The 17,419-nt window shown below is 41.1% G+C and carries 14 protein-coding genes; 9 read left to right on the top strand and 5 right to left on the bottom strand.

Annotated features, from left to right (window positions below):
• The first annotated feature begins 59 nt into the window (after positions 1 to 59).
• On the top strand, positions 60 to 1,094 hold the full coding sequence (gene ltaE, locus MKY77_RS12305) for a low-specificity L-threonine aldolase (protein ID WP_339146110.1): 1,035 nt from the start codon (positions 60 to 62) through the stop codon (positions 1,092 to 1,094).
• Positions 1,095 to 1,112: 18 nt separating this feature from the next.
• On the opposite strand, the gene MKY77_RS12300 is transcribed toward ltaE, so the two are convergent.
• From MKY77_RS12300 to MKY77_RS12280, 5 genes are all read right to left on the bottom strand, one after another.
• On the bottom strand, positions 1,113 to 2,753 hold the full coding sequence (locus tag MKY77_RS12300; RefSeq protein ID WP_339146109.1) for an AMP-binding protein: 1,641 nt from the start codon (positions 2,751 to 2,753) through the stop codon (positions 1,113 to 1,115).
• A 321-nt stretch (positions 2,754 to 3,074) separates the two neighbouring features.
• Positions 3,075 to 3,968: a hypothetical protein gene (locus tag MKY77_RS12295; RefSeq protein ID WP_339146108.1), complete on the bottom strand. Its 894-nt coding sequence runs from the start codon at positions 3,966 to 3,968 to the stop codon at positions 3,075 to 3,077.
• Positions 3,969 to 4,282: 314 nt separating this feature from the next.
• Positions 4,283 to 4,768 carry a spore coat protein gene (locus MKY77_RS12290; protein ID WP_339146107.1) on the bottom strand — a complete coding sequence of 162 codons (486 nt, stop codon included), beginning with the start codon at positions 4,766 to 4,768 and terminating at the stop codon, positions 4,283 to 4,285.
• Between the two features lie 47 nt (positions 4,769 to 4,815).
• Positions 4,816 to 5,025, bottom strand: coding sequence for a hypothetical protein (locus MKY77_RS12285; protein WP_339146106.1), 210 nt, complete (start codon positions 5,023 to 5,025; stop codon positions 4,816 to 4,818).
• Positions 5,026 to 5,230: 205 nt separating this feature from the next.
• On the bottom strand, positions 5,231 to 6,214 hold the full coding sequence (locus MKY77_RS12280) for a Gfo/Idh/MocA family oxidoreductase (RefSeq protein ID WP_339146105.1): 984 nt from the start codon (positions 6,212 to 6,214) through the stop codon (positions 5,231 to 5,233).
• A gap of 376 nt (positions 6,215 to 6,590) precedes the next feature.
• Here MKY77_RS12280 and MKY77_RS12275 point away from each other — a divergent pair, with 376 nt between their 5' ends.
• The 8 genes from MKY77_RS12275 to argF all read left to right on the top strand — a co-directional run bounded on the left by MKY77_RS12275 (position 6,591) and on the right by argF (position 17,412).
• Positions 6,591 to 7,724, top strand: a complete 1,134-nt coding sequence (locus MKY77_RS12275; RefSeq protein ID WP_339146104.1) for a M20 family metallopeptidase — start codon at positions 6,591 to 6,593, stop codon at positions 7,722 to 7,724.
• A gap of 126 nt (positions 7,725 to 7,850) precedes the next feature.
• Positions 7,851 to 8,897, top strand: coding sequence for an N-acetyl-gamma-glutamyl-phosphate reductase (gene argC / locus MKY77_RS12270; RefSeq protein ID WP_339146103.1), 1,047 nt, complete (start codon positions 7,851 to 7,853; stop codon positions 8,895 to 8,897).
• 32 nt (positions 8,898 to 8,929) lie between these two features.
• Positions 8,930 to 10,168: a bifunctional glutamate N-acetyltransferase/amino-acid acetyltransferase ArgJ gene (gene argJ / locus MKY77_RS12265; protein ID WP_339146102.1), complete on the top strand. Its 1,239-nt coding sequence runs from the start codon at positions 8,930 to 8,932 to the stop codon at positions 10,166 to 10,168.
• Between the two features lie 15 nt (positions 10,169 to 10,183).
• Positions 10,184 to 10,984, top strand: coding sequence for an acetylglutamate kinase (argB, locus tag MKY77_RS12260; RefSeq protein WP_339146101.1), 801 nt, complete (start codon positions 10,184 to 10,186; stop codon positions 10,982 to 10,984).
• Entirely contained in the window at positions 10,977 to 12,173 is a 1,197-nt protein-coding gene (locus tag MKY77_RS12255) for an acetylornithine transaminase (RefSeq protein WP_339146100.1), read from the top strand. Before argB ends, MKY77_RS12255 begins: the two co-directional genes overlap by 8 nt.
• Positions 12,166 to 13,242, top strand: a complete 1,077-nt coding sequence (locus MKY77_RS12250; RefSeq protein ID WP_339146099.1) for a carbamoyl phosphate synthase small subunit — start codon at positions 12,166 to 12,168, stop codon at positions 13,240 to 13,242. Before MKY77_RS12255 ends, MKY77_RS12250 begins: the two co-directional genes overlap by 8 nt.
• A complete protein-coding gene (gene carB / locus MKY77_RS12245) occupies positions 13,229 to 16,453 on the top strand; it encodes a carbamoyl-phosphate synthase (glutamine-hydrolyzing) large subunit (protein WP_339146098.1) in 3,225 nt (1,074 codons plus the stop codon). The genes MKY77_RS12250 and carB overlap by 14 nt, the downstream gene beginning before the upstream one ends.
• Positions 16,438 to 17,412: an ornithine carbamoyltransferase gene (gene argF, locus MKY77_RS12240; RefSeq protein ID WP_339146097.1), complete on the top strand. Its 975-nt coding sequence runs from the start codon at positions 16,438 to 16,440 to the stop codon at positions 17,410 to 17,412. The genes carB and argF overlap by 16 nt, the downstream gene beginning before the upstream one ends.
• The last annotated feature ends 7 nt before the right edge of the window (positions 17,413 to 17,419 follow it).

Raw genomic sequence — 17,419 nt, 5'->3', positions numbered from 1 at the left:
AATGCGAAATAAATCGCAATCTGGTAAACTATAATAAAAAGGGGAAGGTGACATGAGAAATGATTGACCTACGAAGTGACACAATAACAAAGCCAACAGAAGAGATGAGAAAAGCCGCATATGAAGCGCAAGTCGGTGATGATGTATATAGTGAGGATCCGACAGTAAGCCTACTAGAGGAAAAAGCCGCTGAGATTCTTGGTAAAGAAGCTGCATTATTTGTTACGAGTGGTACTCAAGGGAACCAGATAGCGGTATTGACTCATTGCCGTCCTGGAAATGAGATTTTGTTAGAAACTGAATCTCATATTTTTTATTATGAATCTGGAGCAGTTGCAGCATTGGCCGGGGTTCAGACGAGAACGATACAAGGAGTAAAAGGGGTGATGAATCCTTTACATATCGAAGCTGCAATTCGTGGGGAAGATCAGCATTTTCCAGAAACGGGACTTATTTGTATAGAAAATACTCATAATCGTGCTGGTGGAGCAGTGGTACCTTCCTCAAATATGAAGGAGATATATGAGGTGGCACAACGATATTTCGTTCCTGTCCATGTGGACGGTGCACGTCTTTTCAATGCCGCAGCAAGTGCAGAATGTTCCATCAAAGAGTTTACCCAGTATTGCGATACCGTTCAAATCTGCCTTTCAAAGGGACTAGGGGCACCTGTGGGATCGATCATTGCCGGACCAGAGGAGTTTATCAAGAAAGCGAGAAAGTGGAGAAAAAGGCTTGGCGGTGGATTAAGGCAGGTTGGAATCATTGCTGCCCCGGCATTGATTGCTCTGACAAAGATGACGGAAAGACTAGTGGAGGATCACGTCAATGCCAGTTTTTTAGCGGAAAGCCTTATCAAATATGAAGGATTGGAAGTTGTTAATTCTGTTGATACCAATATCGTCGTACTCGATGTTTCAGCATTGAACATGAATGCCAGTGAATTTGTGGAAGCGTTAAAAGAGGAGGGGGTATTGGCAGTGACGTTTGGGCCAACTCTTGTACGCCTTACCACTCATTATGATGTAAATAGAAAAGATATGGAAAAAGCAGTGAATGTCATTGGAGAAATAGTGAAAGGGAAGAGGCACTGAGCCTCTTCCCTTAACTATTTATTGATTCACCAAGGTCTTGACCGCATGTTCCTTTAGTTTGAATTTCTGTATTTTTCCTGAAGCGGTCATCGGATATTCGTCAACAATCTCTACATAGTAAGGAATCTTATATTTAGATATTTTCCCAGTACAATAATCTTTCACTTCTTGGCTGTCCAACATTTCCCCTGGTTTAACTTTTATGAAAGCGGCCACCTGTTCTCCAAACCTTTCATCCGGGACCCCAACAATCTGGACGTCAAAAACTTTAGGGTGGGTGTAAAGGAATTCTTCTATTTCACGAGGATATATATTTTCACCGCCACGAATAATCATATCTTTCAATCTACCCGTAATGACTATATATCCTTCCTCATCCATCGTCGCAAGATCCCCTGTATGGAGCCAGCCCTCCGTATCGATAGTGTCGCGAGTCTGATCCTCCATCTTATAATATCCCTTCATGACAAGATAACCCCGGGTACAAAGTTCACCTTGGACACCATTTGGAACTACTTCTCCTGAAGTCGGATTTACAATCTTCACTTCCACATTTTCTAAAGCGCTTCCAACTGTGGAAACGCGTCTTTCAATACTGTCATATGGACGAGTCTGTGTAATCACCGGAGAGGACTCTGTCTGACCGTACGCAATCGTTATCTCTTTAGCCCCCATATCATGAACCACTTTTTTCATGATTTCTGTTGGGCAAGGAGATCCTGCCATTATACCTGTTCTTAGGCTTGAAAGATTATATTTAATAAATTCCGGATGGTTCAATTCAGCGATGAACATGGTAGGGACCCCATACAAGGCCGTACATTTTTCCATTTCTACCGCTTTTAATACTTCTAAAGGGTCGAACAGGATCAGTGGCACCATGGTTGCTCCAGTAGCCACTGCGGCCAAGGTCCCCATCACACAACCAAAGCAATGGAAAAACGGAACAGGGATGCATATCCTATCTTCATAAGTAAGTCGCTGGCACTCTGCGACATTGATCGCATTGTTGATAATGTTGGAGTGCGTAAGCATGACTCCTTTTGGAAAACCGGTAGTTCCAGAAGTGTATTGCATGTTGATGACTTCATCATAGTGGGTACTTTTTTGACGTTCCTCTAATGCTTGATCGGAAACAAGGAGCGATTTTTCCAGTAAATCATTCCATATGAACATCCCTGGATGTTTTTGGTCTCCCATAAAGACAACATTCTTCAAATTCGGTAGTTTTTTCGCATTCAGTTCTCCGGGAGTGCTTTTCTGAAGCTCAGGACAAAGCTCCATAAGCATGTCCAAGTAGCTGACACCTTTAAATTCATCCATTAACAATAGTGTTGTAGAATCGGATTGTCTTAATAGGTATTCCAATTCCTTGGATTGATAGCTTGTATTTACTGTTACTAGGACTGCACCAATTATTGCACTGGCATATTGGGCAACAAGCCATTCTGGTTTATTAGTAGCCCAAACCGCGATATGGTCGCCTTTCTTTATGCCTAAACTCATAAACCCTTTGGCAACCCTGTTACAGGCTTCTTGGAATTCCTTGTAGGTGTAGCGTAGACCGGTTTCAGGATATACGACAGCTTCTTTTGTTGGGTATTGTGAGACGGTTTCGTCCATTAGTTCTCCTATTGTTTTATGTACTAGCTCTGCCATTATCATAACCTCCAATAAAAAGTATAAACTAATTAAATATTATTATGAATCTTCAGAAAAATCAAATTAAAAAAAGAGTAGCTATGATGCAACTCCTCACTGTTGACAAACTATAAACTAGTTAGGTTATCTGTTGGAAGAGTTGATCTTCGTTGCAGGAGCTTCGCTTTCCGCGGGCAGTCCGGAAGCCTCCTCGGGCTACGCCCTGCGGGGTCTTCCATGTCCTTTCCTCCCGCAGGAGTCTTCGCTCCTTCCACTGCGATCAACTAGAGAATTCCATTATTTTTAGCTTTGTCTACACACTGAAGAGTAGCTATGATGCTACTCCTGTTTTACTTCCACTTTGTTTTGCTCTTTATTTAATATTTCTTGTGTTGGCTTTTGGATGATTCTTTCCTTTATGCCAATCATACCGGCCAAATATTGAAGCGTTTGTTTATATTTACTATCAATGGAAAGTATGGCTGCTTCCAATTTTTCCACTAGTGTCTGTTTTAACATATCCATCTGGGCAGACATTTTTTGTGAAACCGCGTCTTGACTGTCTAGTCGATCCATCACAGACTTGTGGAACATCTCTTGTATTTGGAGCTTTTCGTTAATCTCGAGATAAAAGTGTTCTTGTTTTGATAATCGAGTCTGAATATCTTCATAGAGTTCTTCATACTTTTCGAGCTTATTATGAATGCCTCTTGTCAAATCCTCCTGGAAGGCTAGTTGGTCTAGGGTTGCCTGGCTTAAATGCATTTCTTCTTCGACTAATATCTCTAGACTATCTAATCTCTTCTTTATTTGCATGTTGCAGGCTTCGGTTGACATGATACTTTCATGTAGTTCATCACTTATGTTTGCTTGGACTTTCAACTGATTATGGAATTGCTGTTGATTGATATCCTGTGTATTCAATTTGTCCGTTATTTGCTGGAAGTAATCATCATGGTCGGTCAAACTTTCCGTTATCTTTTGATGAACATTATCATGAACATTTAACTTACCGAGTATATGCTCGTAGTTTTTTTCTTGGTCCGTCAATCCCTGCTGAAGGTTTTTGTTTAAATCTGTGACGGTTGCAGCAAATTGATCATTGGTTTCTTCCTGTAGCTTCAAGATTTCTTTTAAATAATTTTTTCGATACTCCTGCTGATTGGATGTACTTACCGCAGTTTGATAAAAGATTTTAGGGTGTGGAAGCAGGCCTTTATTATTCTCTCTCATAAGTGAACTCCTTTTTCTTTTCTTTAAGTTTCCGGGATACGGTATCTTATGAGAGAGTCTATATTTTGCGCGCATTTTATGTAAAACTAGGCAAATAACTAGATTCAAAACGATGAAAAAGAAGACCTTAAAAGGTCCTCTTCTTCGACGAACTATTTGTAGGTGTGGTGTGAGACGGGTAATACAAGGAGGCGAAACTTTTTTGCTATGACAGGAACAGGAGGCGGCCGATCCCGTCTTAGATAAGAAGGAAGGTGTCCATGACTCGTTTCATTTTAAAAGACGATCGTGAAGCGGGCAAGACTTCTACAGTATTATAAAATGTCTACAGATACAACTAGGGCAATCAATAGTTGAAGAAGTAGTTGGATGTTTAAGACTAGATCTGTGTCAGTAGTAGTTACGCGTACCCCGCGAGAATTCTGGATATACGTTTGTTGGTGATTTACTTGAACGGATTTGGAGCTTTGAAGCAATTCTTGGATAACTTGCTCCGCTTTGTTACTGTCAGCAATGCTAACACTGATTACTAGAGCGATAGCAGCTTGAATAGCAGCTTGTAATGAAACTGCGATCTTAGTATCAGTAGTTGTTACTTCTACATCGCAAGAATCCTTAATTATGATTTGCTCGAATGATTTTTGAATCATTTTGTTTACTTGGTCCGCTTCTTGCGCTACACCGTCGTTGTCAAGTGGATGTCTGCATCCTGCTTCAAGAGCGTTCCAACCCCTGTGGTCAAAGCCACATCCCTTATCATTACCGCAGCTTCTTCCACCAAATAACCAATCTTTACTCATAATGAAAATCCCCCATTTAATTTAAAATTTATTTTTGTTTTTGTTTTTTATTTTTCTTCTTTTTGAAGTTTTTCCAATTTCCCAAAGGAATCTTGGATGTCTGAAACCAATTTTTTTAATTGCGCTTTTTGTTCTTTCGAGAAATTCTTCCCACTTAGTTGGACATTGTGTTTCTTTAAAACATTTTGAAGCATCATGTTGGTAGTTGCCTGTGTTAGTTTTGAAATATCTCGTTTCATCTCATTACTGTCTGCCATTTCTAACACCCCCTTTTTCTTATCTACCATATTGTATGTAGTTACTAGAGAAGGGAGTGGACAAATGTCCTCTAATAAAAGACCAATTTACTAGATTTTATAAAAATGGGCGGAAATCTATAAATATTGATAGAGGCATTTTTATGGACAAAAAAAAGGAACCATCCTTTTAAAAGACGGTCCCTTCGGAAACTAGTAAATATATTTATTGATCGGCGGGGTAGATCAGGCCTATTTGGGAACGGGCTTCCTCTAACAATCTTATCGTAGTAAGGGAATTGCCTAAAGAATTAATAGAGGATTCCTTTTCACCAGACTTGATTAAACGAATGAACTCTTCTGCTTCATAAAACATAGATTTTGTATTTTGAGAGACAGTAATTTCTTCTTCCGATCCATCTTTGTACTTTATGCTTACTTTTTCAGGAGTATGGATCTTATCGATGATGATCGTTCCTTCTTCCCCTTGAATTTCAGTAGGGAGGTAGGAATTTACTATTTTCGAGTAAGTGACAGTGGCATCCATTTCGTCATATTGGAATAGGATGCTTCCTTGTCCATCAACACCTGATTCCAGCATATGAGATTTTGCATGCAAACGGTTTGGCTTACCGAACAATACCACCATCGGATAGATGGTATAAATTCCTATATCCATGAGCGAGCCGTTGGAGAATTCAGGTTTGAAAGCATTTAGTACGATGCCTTCTTTGTATTTATCATAGCGGGAGGAGTATTGAGAATAGCTTGCACTGTATCGTCTAATTTTCCCGATCTTATGTAGGTTTTCCTTTACTGCTAGAAAGTTTGGTAAAAGGGTTGTTTTCATGGCTTCCATAAGGACCACATTGTTTCTTTCTGCTGCTGCTTTCATTTCAAGTAATTCTTTTGTATTAGAAGCTATTGGCTTCTCACAAATGACGTGCTTTCCTTTATTCATGCAAGCTATTGCTTGTTGAGCATGAAAGGAGTTTGGACTTGCTATATATACAGCATCTATTTCACCGCTCTTAGCAAATTCTTCTAAGTCAGTAATAATAGTGGATACTCCAAATTTATTGGCGAATTTCTTTGCTGTCTCTTCTTTTCTGGAGAAAACAGCTGCTAAACGGAAATCTGCCAGTTCTTGTGCTGCAGAAATAAAAGACTCTGTTATCCAATTCGTTCCGATGATTCCAAAACGTATCATATGTAATTCCTTCTTTCTATAAGAATGTAAACAGTATAGCACACAAAAAAAGAAGGCACCTATAAAGGTGCCTTCCTGCGTATTGAGGCGAGGGACAGCATGACCACATTCATGCCTTGCTCTATGAGCGCGTCCGTCGACTTACACAATTCAGCTCATCGCAAAAAATAATATAACACAAAACCTTAGTAATGTATAATAGATTGTTTTTTCTGAAATTATTATAGTTGAAGAAATTAGGTTTGAAATTTTGAAATAGGTAGAATAAAGGAAATATAGGACTAAAATAGTAGAAAAGGTATAATGGAGGAGATGAAAAAATATACGTAAATAAATGGAGAAGTATAATGCGTTACATATGTCAGGAGAGAGTTAGATGCAAGAGTTTTTACTGAACAACCAAACAGCAATGCTAGAACTATTGGAGAAACTAGTGAATATTGATAGTGGTTCCACTTCAAAGGAAGGAATAGATAAGATAGGGTCTATATTATCAAAAGAATACAGATCCATCGGGTTCTCGGTCCAAGTGTTAGAGGAAGAGGAGTATGGGAATCATCTGGTCATTCAGCATCCCATGGCAAAAGACCCAAAAGTTATCATAGTGGCACATATGGATACTGTGTTTCCCAATGGAACTGTAGAGGCACGTCCGTTCAGGGTGGAAGGTAACAGGGCTTATGGACCTGGTGTAATTGATATGAAGGCCAGTCAAGTTTCCATCCTGTATGCCATGAAAGCATTGATTCATACACGTTCTAATGCTTATCGTGATGTTGTCCTCGTGTTGAATAGTGATGAGGAGATAGGTTCCCCTTCCTCCAAGGCCCTAATTGAAAGCAAGGCACATGGTAAAAAGTATGCACTTATTATGGAGCCAGCAAGAAAAGACGGGTCACTTGTAACGGCAAGAAGAGGAAAAGGAAAATACACAATAAGTGTAAAAGGCCGGGCAGCACATTCCGGGATTGAACCGGAAAAAGGAAGGAGTGCGATTGAAGAATTAGCGCATAAAGTTATTCAATTGCATGCGCTTAATGACCACTCTAAAGGGATCAGTGTAAATGTGGGTCTAATTCAAGGTGGTTCATCCGTCAATACTGTCTCCGATAGTGCCGTTGCACATGTCGACATTCGGATAACAGAAAAGGACCAGGCAAAACCTATCGAGCGAAAATTGGAGAAAATCTGTGCTTCTTCGGATGTCAAAGGGACAGAGGTGGAGCTTATTGGGGAGATGAATAGGCTGCCCATGGAAAAGACAGAACAGACGGAATCCTTGTTCCACGTCATTGAACGAGTGGGGGAAAAGATTGGTCTGGAGGTAAAAGATACTGCCACAGGTGGCGGGTCGGATGCTTCCTTTACTGCTGCAATGGGGATTGCTACGGTTGATGGCATGGGACCGGTTGGTGGGAATGCCCATAGTGAGAAGGAATACCTTGAGATTCCCTCCCTGACGGAGAGAACAGAGCTATTGGCAAAGACAATTATAGCACTCGGTAAATAGAGAAGGATTATTTGACCACAGGAGTATCTAGCTTCTGTGGTCATTTTTTATTTCTTTTTCAAAAAACTTGTTGTATTTTTATACATACGTAGTTATAATAATTCATATTATAAATCCATGGAGAGGATGAAGAAATTGAAGGTTGGAATTATAGGGGCGAACGGGTATAGCGGAGCAGAACTAATAAGGATTCTACAATCGCATCCAGAAGTGGAATTGAGTTTTATGGCGTCCCACTCAACGAGCGGACAAATGATAACAGAACAATACCCTCATTTACAAAGTATTGCAGAGACAAGGCTCGAGGAAATTAATATAGAAGAGATGATGGGAAAGGCAGACTTGTTCTTTTTTGCTACACCTTCTGGAGTAGCCAAGAACTTGATTCATCATTTTATAGAGAAGCAGATTCCTTGTATCGATCTTTCAGGCGACCATCGTTTGAAAGATTCTGGATTATACGACAAGTGGTATAAATATTCATCAGCACCTGAGTCGGTTTTGCAAAAATCTACTTACGGACTGCCTGAACTTTTTCGGGAAGAAATCAAAACCTCTACATTTATTGCAAATCCAGGTTGTTATCCGACAGCCACGTTGCTCGGCCTGGCCCCTGTATTGAAGCAAAAGTTGATCCATACGGATTCCATCATCATAGATGGAAAGTCCGGGGTTACCGGCGCAGGAAGGAAAGCCTCCATGGGTACCCATTATTGTGAAGTGAATGAAAATGTAAAGGCATATAAACTTGGAAGTCATCAGCATATCCCGGAAATGGAACAAGTGATTCATGCCTATTCCGGTGATTCTGCTACCATCACTTTTACCCCACACCTCGTCCCGATGTCTAGAGGTATCATGTGTACAATATATGCTGATTTAGTCGAACGTTTGACCACTGAAGAAGCACAGAAATTGTATCAGGAGTCTTATCAAGGCGAATATTTTATTCGGATCAGGCAGGTAGATCAATGGCCAGCAACCAAAGAAGTCTCTGGTTCCAACTATTGCGATGTTGGAGTGAAAGTTGATGAAAGGACAAATAGAATAATGATAGTTTCCGTAATTGATAATGTGATGAAAGGCGCTTCGGGTCAGGCAGTGCAGAACATGAACATAATGAACGGGTGGAATGAGAATACAGGACTGACTATCACACCTGTCTATCCATAAGGCTAGGATAATCCATAAAAAGAGGTGAGCTAATGAAAGTGGAAACTTTAACAAAGACAGAAATGTGGATTGAGAAGAAAGAAGGAAACATCTGCACCCCTGTAGGCTTCACTGCGGGTGGGTTGCATTGTGGGATAAAGCGAAAGAGAAAAGACCTAGGGTGGATATATAGTACTGTGCCAGCAAATGCGGCAGCAGTTTATACAACAAATCAATTCCAGGCAGCTCCATTAAAGGTTACCCAAGAAAGCATCGCAAAGGATGGAACCCTTCAGGGAATCTTGGTGAATTCGGGAAATGCCAATTCTTGTACAGGAAAAACCGGTTTAGAAAATGCATATATAATGAGAAAAGTTTTTGCTGAAAAGACGGACCTGCAGGAACATAAAATTGCCATCATCTCTACGGGAGTCATCGGAGAGCAGCTCCCAATGGAAAAAATAGAAGAAGGAGTGGTATCGATATCAGCTATTGATTCCACCTTAGATGCTTCATCCTTTGAAGAAGCCATCCTGACTACAGACACTTTTACGAAAAATGTTTGTTTCCAAATTCAAATAGGTGGCAATACCATCACCATAGCAGGTGCTGCCAAGGGGTCGGGAATGGTACACCCAAACATGGCGACAATGCTAGGATTTGTCACTACAGATGCAAAAATAAACCCAAACGCGTTAAGTCAAGCTTTAAAAGAAGTTACGACGGATACGTTCAATATGATTACGGTGGATGGGGATACAAGTACAAATGATATGGTATTGGTGCTTGCAAACGGAATGGCAGGAAACGAAGAGTTGCATCAAAATGACCTAGGATACCAGGTATTCAAAGAAGGTCTTCAACTGGTATGTCAATCTCTTGCACAACAGATTGCACGGGACGGGGAAGGAGCGACCAAATTAATAGAAGTACATGTAAAAGGTGCTGATACCGTTCATGAGGCACAAGTAATTGCCAAAACCATCGTTGGCTCAAGCCTAGTCAAGACGGCGGTGTATGGAGAGGACCCTAACTGGGGTAGAATCGTTAGCGCAGTAGGCTATAGCGGAGTGAAAATTGACACGGAAGAAATCCAAGTGAAAATAGGGCCAATCGAAGTTGTCCAAAAAGGGATGCCGGTACTATTCAGTGAAGAAGATGCAAAAAACTATCTTAAAAATGAAAGAATTGAAATAATGGTTGACCTGTTTGCGGGTGATCATCAAGCAACAGCCTGGGGCTGTGATTTATCCTACGACTACGTGCGAATTAATGCTTCATATCGAACATAAAAGGAGGGGAAATACATGATGAAAAATCTTGTCATCAAATGTGGCGGCAGTACCATTGAGAAACTTCCCTCCTCCTTCTTTAAGGAACTTGTAGAATTAAAGAACGTACATGATATCCAACCGATCATCGTACATGGTGGAGGTCCATCCATCTCCACTCTGCTTTCTGCGCTTAAGGTGAAAACCATTTTCGTAAATGGGTTGAGAAAGACGACGGAACCTGTATTGGAAGTGGTGGAAATGATTTTATCCGGGAGCATGAACAAGCATCTTGTTCGTCAGGTGATGAAAGCGGGAGGAAATGCACTAGGCTTGAGCGGAGTGGATGGTAAGTTTCTGATGGCAAAGCCCATTTCCAATGCAGAGGAATTAGGGCTTGTCGGAGAAATCGAAGAGGTGAATAAACAATTACTGATAGCGGTTATGGCGCAGGGAGTGATCCCGATCATTTCCCCAGTGGCTGTGGATAATCATGGACAGCACTATAATATAAATGCGGATCTTGCAGCTGCTGCGATTGCATGTGCTTTTAAATCTACGTTATGTCTGGTAACAGATGTGGATGGTGTGAAAGTAGGGAAAGTCATTGCTACTGATTTATCAGATACACAAGTTACCAGTTTAATAAAAGAAGAACACATTACCGGAGGGATGATCCCGAAAGTTAATGCAGCGATATCCTGCTTAGTAAACGGTGTAAGCAAGGTTGGAATCATAAACGGAGCGACACCTGAGGCTTTAACCCAATTCGCTCTAGAAAAGACCGGAGTGGGTACTACATTCCATCTGGAGGAGGTTATGGAGAAAAGTGTCTAAATCTACTTTGAATCAATCATCTGTCATGAATACATACAATAGGCTCCCACTATCCATTCAAAAGGGAAAAGGGACCTTTGTCTGGTCTGAAACAGGAGAAGAGTACCTAGACTTCACTAGTGGAATCGCCACATGCAATCTTGGACATTGTCCACCTACGATTCAAGCGGCTCTTGAAGAACAGATCACCCAAATATGGCATACTTCTAACCTTTATCAAATTCCAAAACAGGAAGAGCTTGCCGAGCTATTGGTTGACAAATCCTGTTTTGATCAAGTGTTTTTCTGTAACAGTGGGGCCGAGGCGAACGAGGCTGCCATCAAGCTTATTCGTTCTTTTGCTAGAAAAAATGGTAGCAAACAGGCAAGCATTGTGACTTTCGAGCAAAGTTTTCACGGAAGAACACTTGCTACAGTAGCCGCGACCGGTCAGGAAAAGATAAAGGCTGGCTTTGAACCTATGCTAGAGGGGTTCATTCACTTACCTTACAATGATGATCAAGCACTCCATGCCATCAAAGAAATTTCTCCAACAGCTGTAATGCTGGAACTTCTACAAGGTGAAGGAGGGGTAATACCAGCTGACGACAATTGGATCAAAGAATTGTCCTCTATCTGTAAGGAAGCTGGAATCCTGCTGGTCGTGGATGAAGTGCAAACAGGTATGGGACGCACAGGAAGCCTTTTTTTATATGAACAATACGGCATAGAGCCGGATATAATGACACTTGCTAAAGGATTGGGCTCTGGATTTCCGATTGGAGCCATGCTGGCAAAAGCAAATGTCGGCGAAGCCTTTCAGCCAGGCATGCACGGAAGTACCTTTGGAGGGAATCCATTAGCAAGCTGTGCAGGTACTGCAACAGTAAAAGTTCTAAGTGAGACCGACCTTATAACCAATGCCGTAGAGCAAAGCCACTATATACTATCAAAACTTGAGGACTTAAAAGATAATCATTCATTTATCAAAGAAATCAGGGGTAGGGGCATGTTAATTGGAATCTTAATAGATGGTGAAGCTAGCGAGCTGGTGAAAATAGCATTGAAAGAAAAGCTACTACTATTAAGCGCCGGACCAAATGTGATAAGACTTCTTCCACCTCTCACGGTTTCAAAAGATGAAGTGGATGTATTTGTTCAGAAATTCACCAAGGTATTACAGCATTATGAGGAGGAGCAGCATGGATAATGGATATTTGATACTTGAAACGGGGGAGGTCTTCCCGGGCGTATTAGTGGGGAACAAGGAAGAAGCGATTGGGGAAGTGGTTTTCAATACGAGTATGACCGGTTATCAAGAAATCATGTCAGATCCCTCCTATGCAGGACAGATTATTGTTTTCTGCTATCCTTTGATAGGAAATTACGGTATAAACCCTCATGATCATGAAGCGGAAACCATATATGCCAAAGGTGTTGTGATGGGAGAGGCATGTCAAGTGCCTAATCACTATGCCTCCGTTGGAGATGCTCCAGAACTGCTGGTGAAAATGGGCGTCAGTGGGTTAAGTAATGTTGACACAAGAGAACTGGTGAAAACAATACGTAAACGTGGATCAGTTAAAGGATTTATCACAGACTCTGTGAAAGACTTTCCAAATGTGGAAGTGGAGGAGAATTGGGTAGGGCTTGTGTCCACCAAAATCCAGAAAACCTATCCAGGAACAGGAGCGCATATCGCTTTAATGGATTACGGCTATAAAAAATCCATTTTGGATGCTTTACTTTTCTCTGGTTGTCGGGTAACAGTGTTACCTTTTACAACTAGCTATGAAAAATTGCAATCCCTCAGCCCAGATGGCGTCCTATTGAGTAACGGACCTGGGGATCCAGAAAACTTAAAAGACCAACTTCCTAAAATCAAAAAAATAGCAGAAGCATATCCAACACTCGGAATATGCCTGGGTCATCAATTGCTGGCACTCAGCTTTGGTGCAAAGACCAGCAAATTACTATTTGGACATAGAGGCGGAAACCACCCTGTTAAAGATATTGCCACTGGGAAGGTATATATCACTTCGCAGAATCATAGCTATAACGTCCGTGAAGACTCCATAGATAAAGAAATTTTTGAAATAACCTATAAGAATATCAATGATGGGACCTTGGAAGGGCTTCAGCACAAAGAACTTCCTGTCTTAAGCGTCCAATTCCACCCGGAAGCACACCCGGGGCCACAAGATACCAATTATGTGTTTACGCAATTTATGAAACTCATCAACGAAAAAACGGGAGTAATGACATATGCCATTCATTAACGAAATACAAAAAGTGTTAGTAATCGGTTCGGGACCCATCGTCATCGGTCAAGCTGCAGAATTTGACTATGCAGGGACGCAAGCGTGCCTGGCTCTAAAAGAAGAGGGCATCGAAGTGGTTCTAGTAAACAATAATCCTGCAACTATCATGACAGATTCTGATATTGCAGATCAGGTGTATATGGAACCATTGACGGTTGAATGTTTGGAGAAAATAATCATCATGGAGAAGCCTGACGGGATTATTGGAACCCTTGGTGGTCAAACAGCCTTAAATTTGATTGTGGAGCTCTACCAAAAAGGTATCCTTGAGAAAAACAATGTTCAGGTTCTTGGTACGTCTGTAAAATCCATACAACAAGGGGAAGATAGAGAGAAATTCCGTAAGTTGATGATGGAACTTAATGAACCGATTCCTGAATCACAAATAGTCCATTCATTTGAGGAAGGAATCCAATTTGTAAAAGAAATAGGATATCCCATTATCATAAGACCTGCCTACACATTGGGGGGAGAGGGTGGGGGATTCGCCCATAACGATCAGGAACTTGAATCGTTATTGGTAAATGGATTGAACCTAAGCCCTATACATCAAGTGTTAGTAGAAAAAAGTATCAAAGGGTGGAAAGAAGTGGAGTATGAAGTGATGCGTGACGACAATGACACGTGCATTATCGTGTGCAACATGGAAAATCTCGATCCAGTTGGGGTCCATACAGGAGACTCCATTGTAGTGGCTCCTTCACAAACTTTAACGGATAGACAATATCAAATTTTGAGAAATGCAAGTCTGAAAATTATAAGAAGCTTAAAGATTGTGGGAGGCTGTAATATTCAATTTGCTATGGACCCGCAATCAGATAATTACTATATTATTGAAGTGAATCCGCGGGTTAGTCGTTCATCGGCACTTGCTTCGAAGGCTACGGGATATCCGATTGCCAGAATCGCTGCAAAGTGTGCCATCGGTTACCATCTAGACGAAATCAAAAATCCTATCACAGGGAGCACTTTTGCGTCTTTTGAGCCCGCCTTGGACTATGTAGTAGTGAAACTTCCAAGATTTCCTTTTGACAAGTTCCCAGAAGCGGATACTAACCTCAGTACACAGATGAAAGCAACCGGCGAGGTACTCGCAATTGACCGTACATTTGAAGGGGCTTTGAATAAAGGTCTACGATCTATGGAGATAAAGGTACATGGGATAACGCATCCGTTCATGGATAAAATGAGTGAAACGACATGGATGGAACTACTCCGTGAACCTACACATATGAGACTATTTGCCATCACGCATGCCTTGATGCAAGGGTTGTCTGTCCGTTCTATCCATGAAATGACATCCATTGATGAATGGTTCCTGAATAAACTACTGCAAATGGTTTTATTGGAGGAACAGTTATCTGATAAAACATTGGCGAATCTACCCTACGATCTGCTAAAGAAGGCTAAGAGTCAAAACATAAGTAACGAAAGACTTTGTGTTCTTCTGGGATGTACTAATGAAGAATTGAAAGAGTTATTGAAAGAGCATCAAGTGAAACCATCTTATAAACTAGTTGATACTTGTGCTGCAGAATTTGAAGCAATCACTCCTTATTACTATTCCACCTATAACGGGAGCGATGAGGTGATTGTAAGCAAGAACAAGAAAGCTCTTGTCATCGGTTCCGGGCCGATTCGGATTGGGCAGGGTATTGAGTTCGACTATTGTTCCGTACACGCGGTGAAAGCATTAAAAAAAGCAGGATATGACACAATCGTGGTCAACAATAATCCTGAAACAGTAAGTACGGACTTTTCCATAGCTGATAAATTATACTTTGAACCAATTACAGTAGAAGATATTCTACCAATCATCCTCAAAGAAAATGTCGACCTTGTCTTTATACAATTTGGAGGTCAGACTGCTATTAATTTGGCGGAAGGCTTGGAACGTGAGGGAGTAATAATAGCAGGAACCAGCAGGCGTGCCATTGATCAGCTTGAGGACCGAGCCCATTTTTACAACCTGCTGGAAACAGAAGGTATCCCACACATTGAAGGTAAGATGGTGGATCAGCCACATCAATTGAAGGCTGCTGCAGAGGAGATCGGCTTTCCGGTATTGGTGCGACCGTCCTATGTCATCGGAGGCCAATCCATGTACACACTATATGATGAAGAAGAGTTGGATGAATTCATCCACATGCATAAAACGGATGATTCGCTCTGGCCTTTGTTAGTTGACAGCTTCATGCCGGGTCTTGAATGCGAGTTGGATGTTATATCCGATGGGGAAGAAGTATATATCCCGGCAATTTTTGAACATATTGAAAAAGCTGGTGTTCATTCCGGTGACAGCCTTTCCGTCTTTCCTCCCCTGTCATTAACAGAACATAAGAAAGAAAATTTGGTTGATTACACAAAACGGATTTGTAAGAAAGCTCAAATCATCGGGATAGCCAATATTCAATTTGTTCTTTCCGGAGACAGTATCTATGTGTTGGAAGTCAACCCACGAGCTTCAAGGACTGTGCCTATTGTAAGTAAAGTAACAGATGTACCTATGATAGAGATTGCAGTCAGGGCACAATTAGGTGAAAAGCTCCCTCAGATAGGATTAAAAGAGGAACCTGGCTTCTGGACTGTAAAAGCTCCTGTTTTCTCTGCTTCCAAGTTAAAGGACGTCGATCATGTACTCGGACCGGAAATGAAGTCTACCGGAGAAATCATCGGAATGGGGTTGTCAGTGGAAGAAGCAATGAATAAAGCCTTGTTTTCCGGCAACAAAAGTCCATTTACGAAAACCGGGGAGGGAAAATCCGTTTTTTGTTCTATAGCTGATCGTGAAAAACAACAGGCGCTCCCATTACTTATGGAACTACAAAGAAAATGCATAAGTATATATGCAACAAAAGGGACGGCAGACTTTTTGAGTAAAAACGGAATTGCTGTGACAACAGTCCTAAAAGAGGAAATCAATTCCACCTTAAAGAAAAAATCTTTGGCTGCGGCGATCATCATCCCAACAAAAGGAAGAGATCAATCACGTGAAGGAGCCTTTTATCGAGCATTGTGTACGAAGCATGGAATAAAAACTTTTACATGTCTAGAGACGGCTCATCAAGCAAACCTGTTGGACCAACCTATAGAGCAAAATTATCAAACCATAAAAAAATATTTAAAAAACAGAAAAAGAGAGGTTGAATATTTATGCAAAGTGTACTAAAATGGGAAACAAATAAGGATACCTATCAATTGAGTCAACCTCATTTTTTGACAATTGGATCCTTTACGCAAAATGATATCCAATATTTGTTGGAAGAAGCTATAAAACTTAAAAAATATCAAAAAGAAGGAAGAGCCCATCCTTATTTACAAGGGAAAGTACTTGCCATGCTTTTTGAAAAATCATCCACTAGAACCAGAGTTTCATTTGAGGTGGGAATGCTGCAACTCGGTGGCCATGCGATATTCTTAAGTTCCAAAGATATTCAATTGGGGCGCGGGGAATCTCCTTCTGACACGGCGAAAGTTCTCTCAAGATATGTGGATGGGTTGATGATCCGTACCTTCGAACATCACATCCTGGAAGAGTTTTCGCATCATTCCACTGTACCAATAATCAATGGTCTGACAGACTCCCACCATCCTGCACAAGTGTTGGCAGACCTGTTAACCATTCAGGAACATAAGGGGAAGCTGAAAGGATTGAAGCTTTGCTATTTGGGAGATGCAAACAATAATATGTCCCATTCACTGATAGAAGGTGCTGTTAAAGTTGGAATGGACATTTCCATTGCATGCCCTACTGGTTTTGAACCGGAGGCTTCTATTATTGAAAATATGAAGAATGAGGCAATTTTAACTGGGGCTTCCATTATGGTTGGTGAATGTCCAGAAGAGATGATCAAGGATGCAGATGTGGTAGTGACGGATGTTTGGACCAGTATGGGGCAAGAAGCTGAAACCGTAGAACGCCTAAAGGCATTAGCACCATTTCAAGTAAACAAGGAACTTTGCAAGCACGCGAAACATGATTTCATCTTTCTGCATTGCCTACCTGCCCATCGTGGGGAAGAAGTTACTGCAGATATTATAGATGGCCCACATTCAGTAGTATTCGATGAAGCCGAAAACCGACTTCATGCACAAAAGGCTATATTGAAGGCTTTACTTGGTAACTAATTTTTTT

Origin of the sequence: Sutcliffiella sp. FSL R7-0096 (assembly GCF_038595065.1) — a bacterium.
Lineage (GTDB): Bacteria > Bacillota > Bacilli > Bacillales > Bacillaceae_I > Sutcliffiella_A.
Note: the sequence above shows the minus strand (reverse complement) of the source record. Positions and strands in the feature narration are given on the sequence as shown.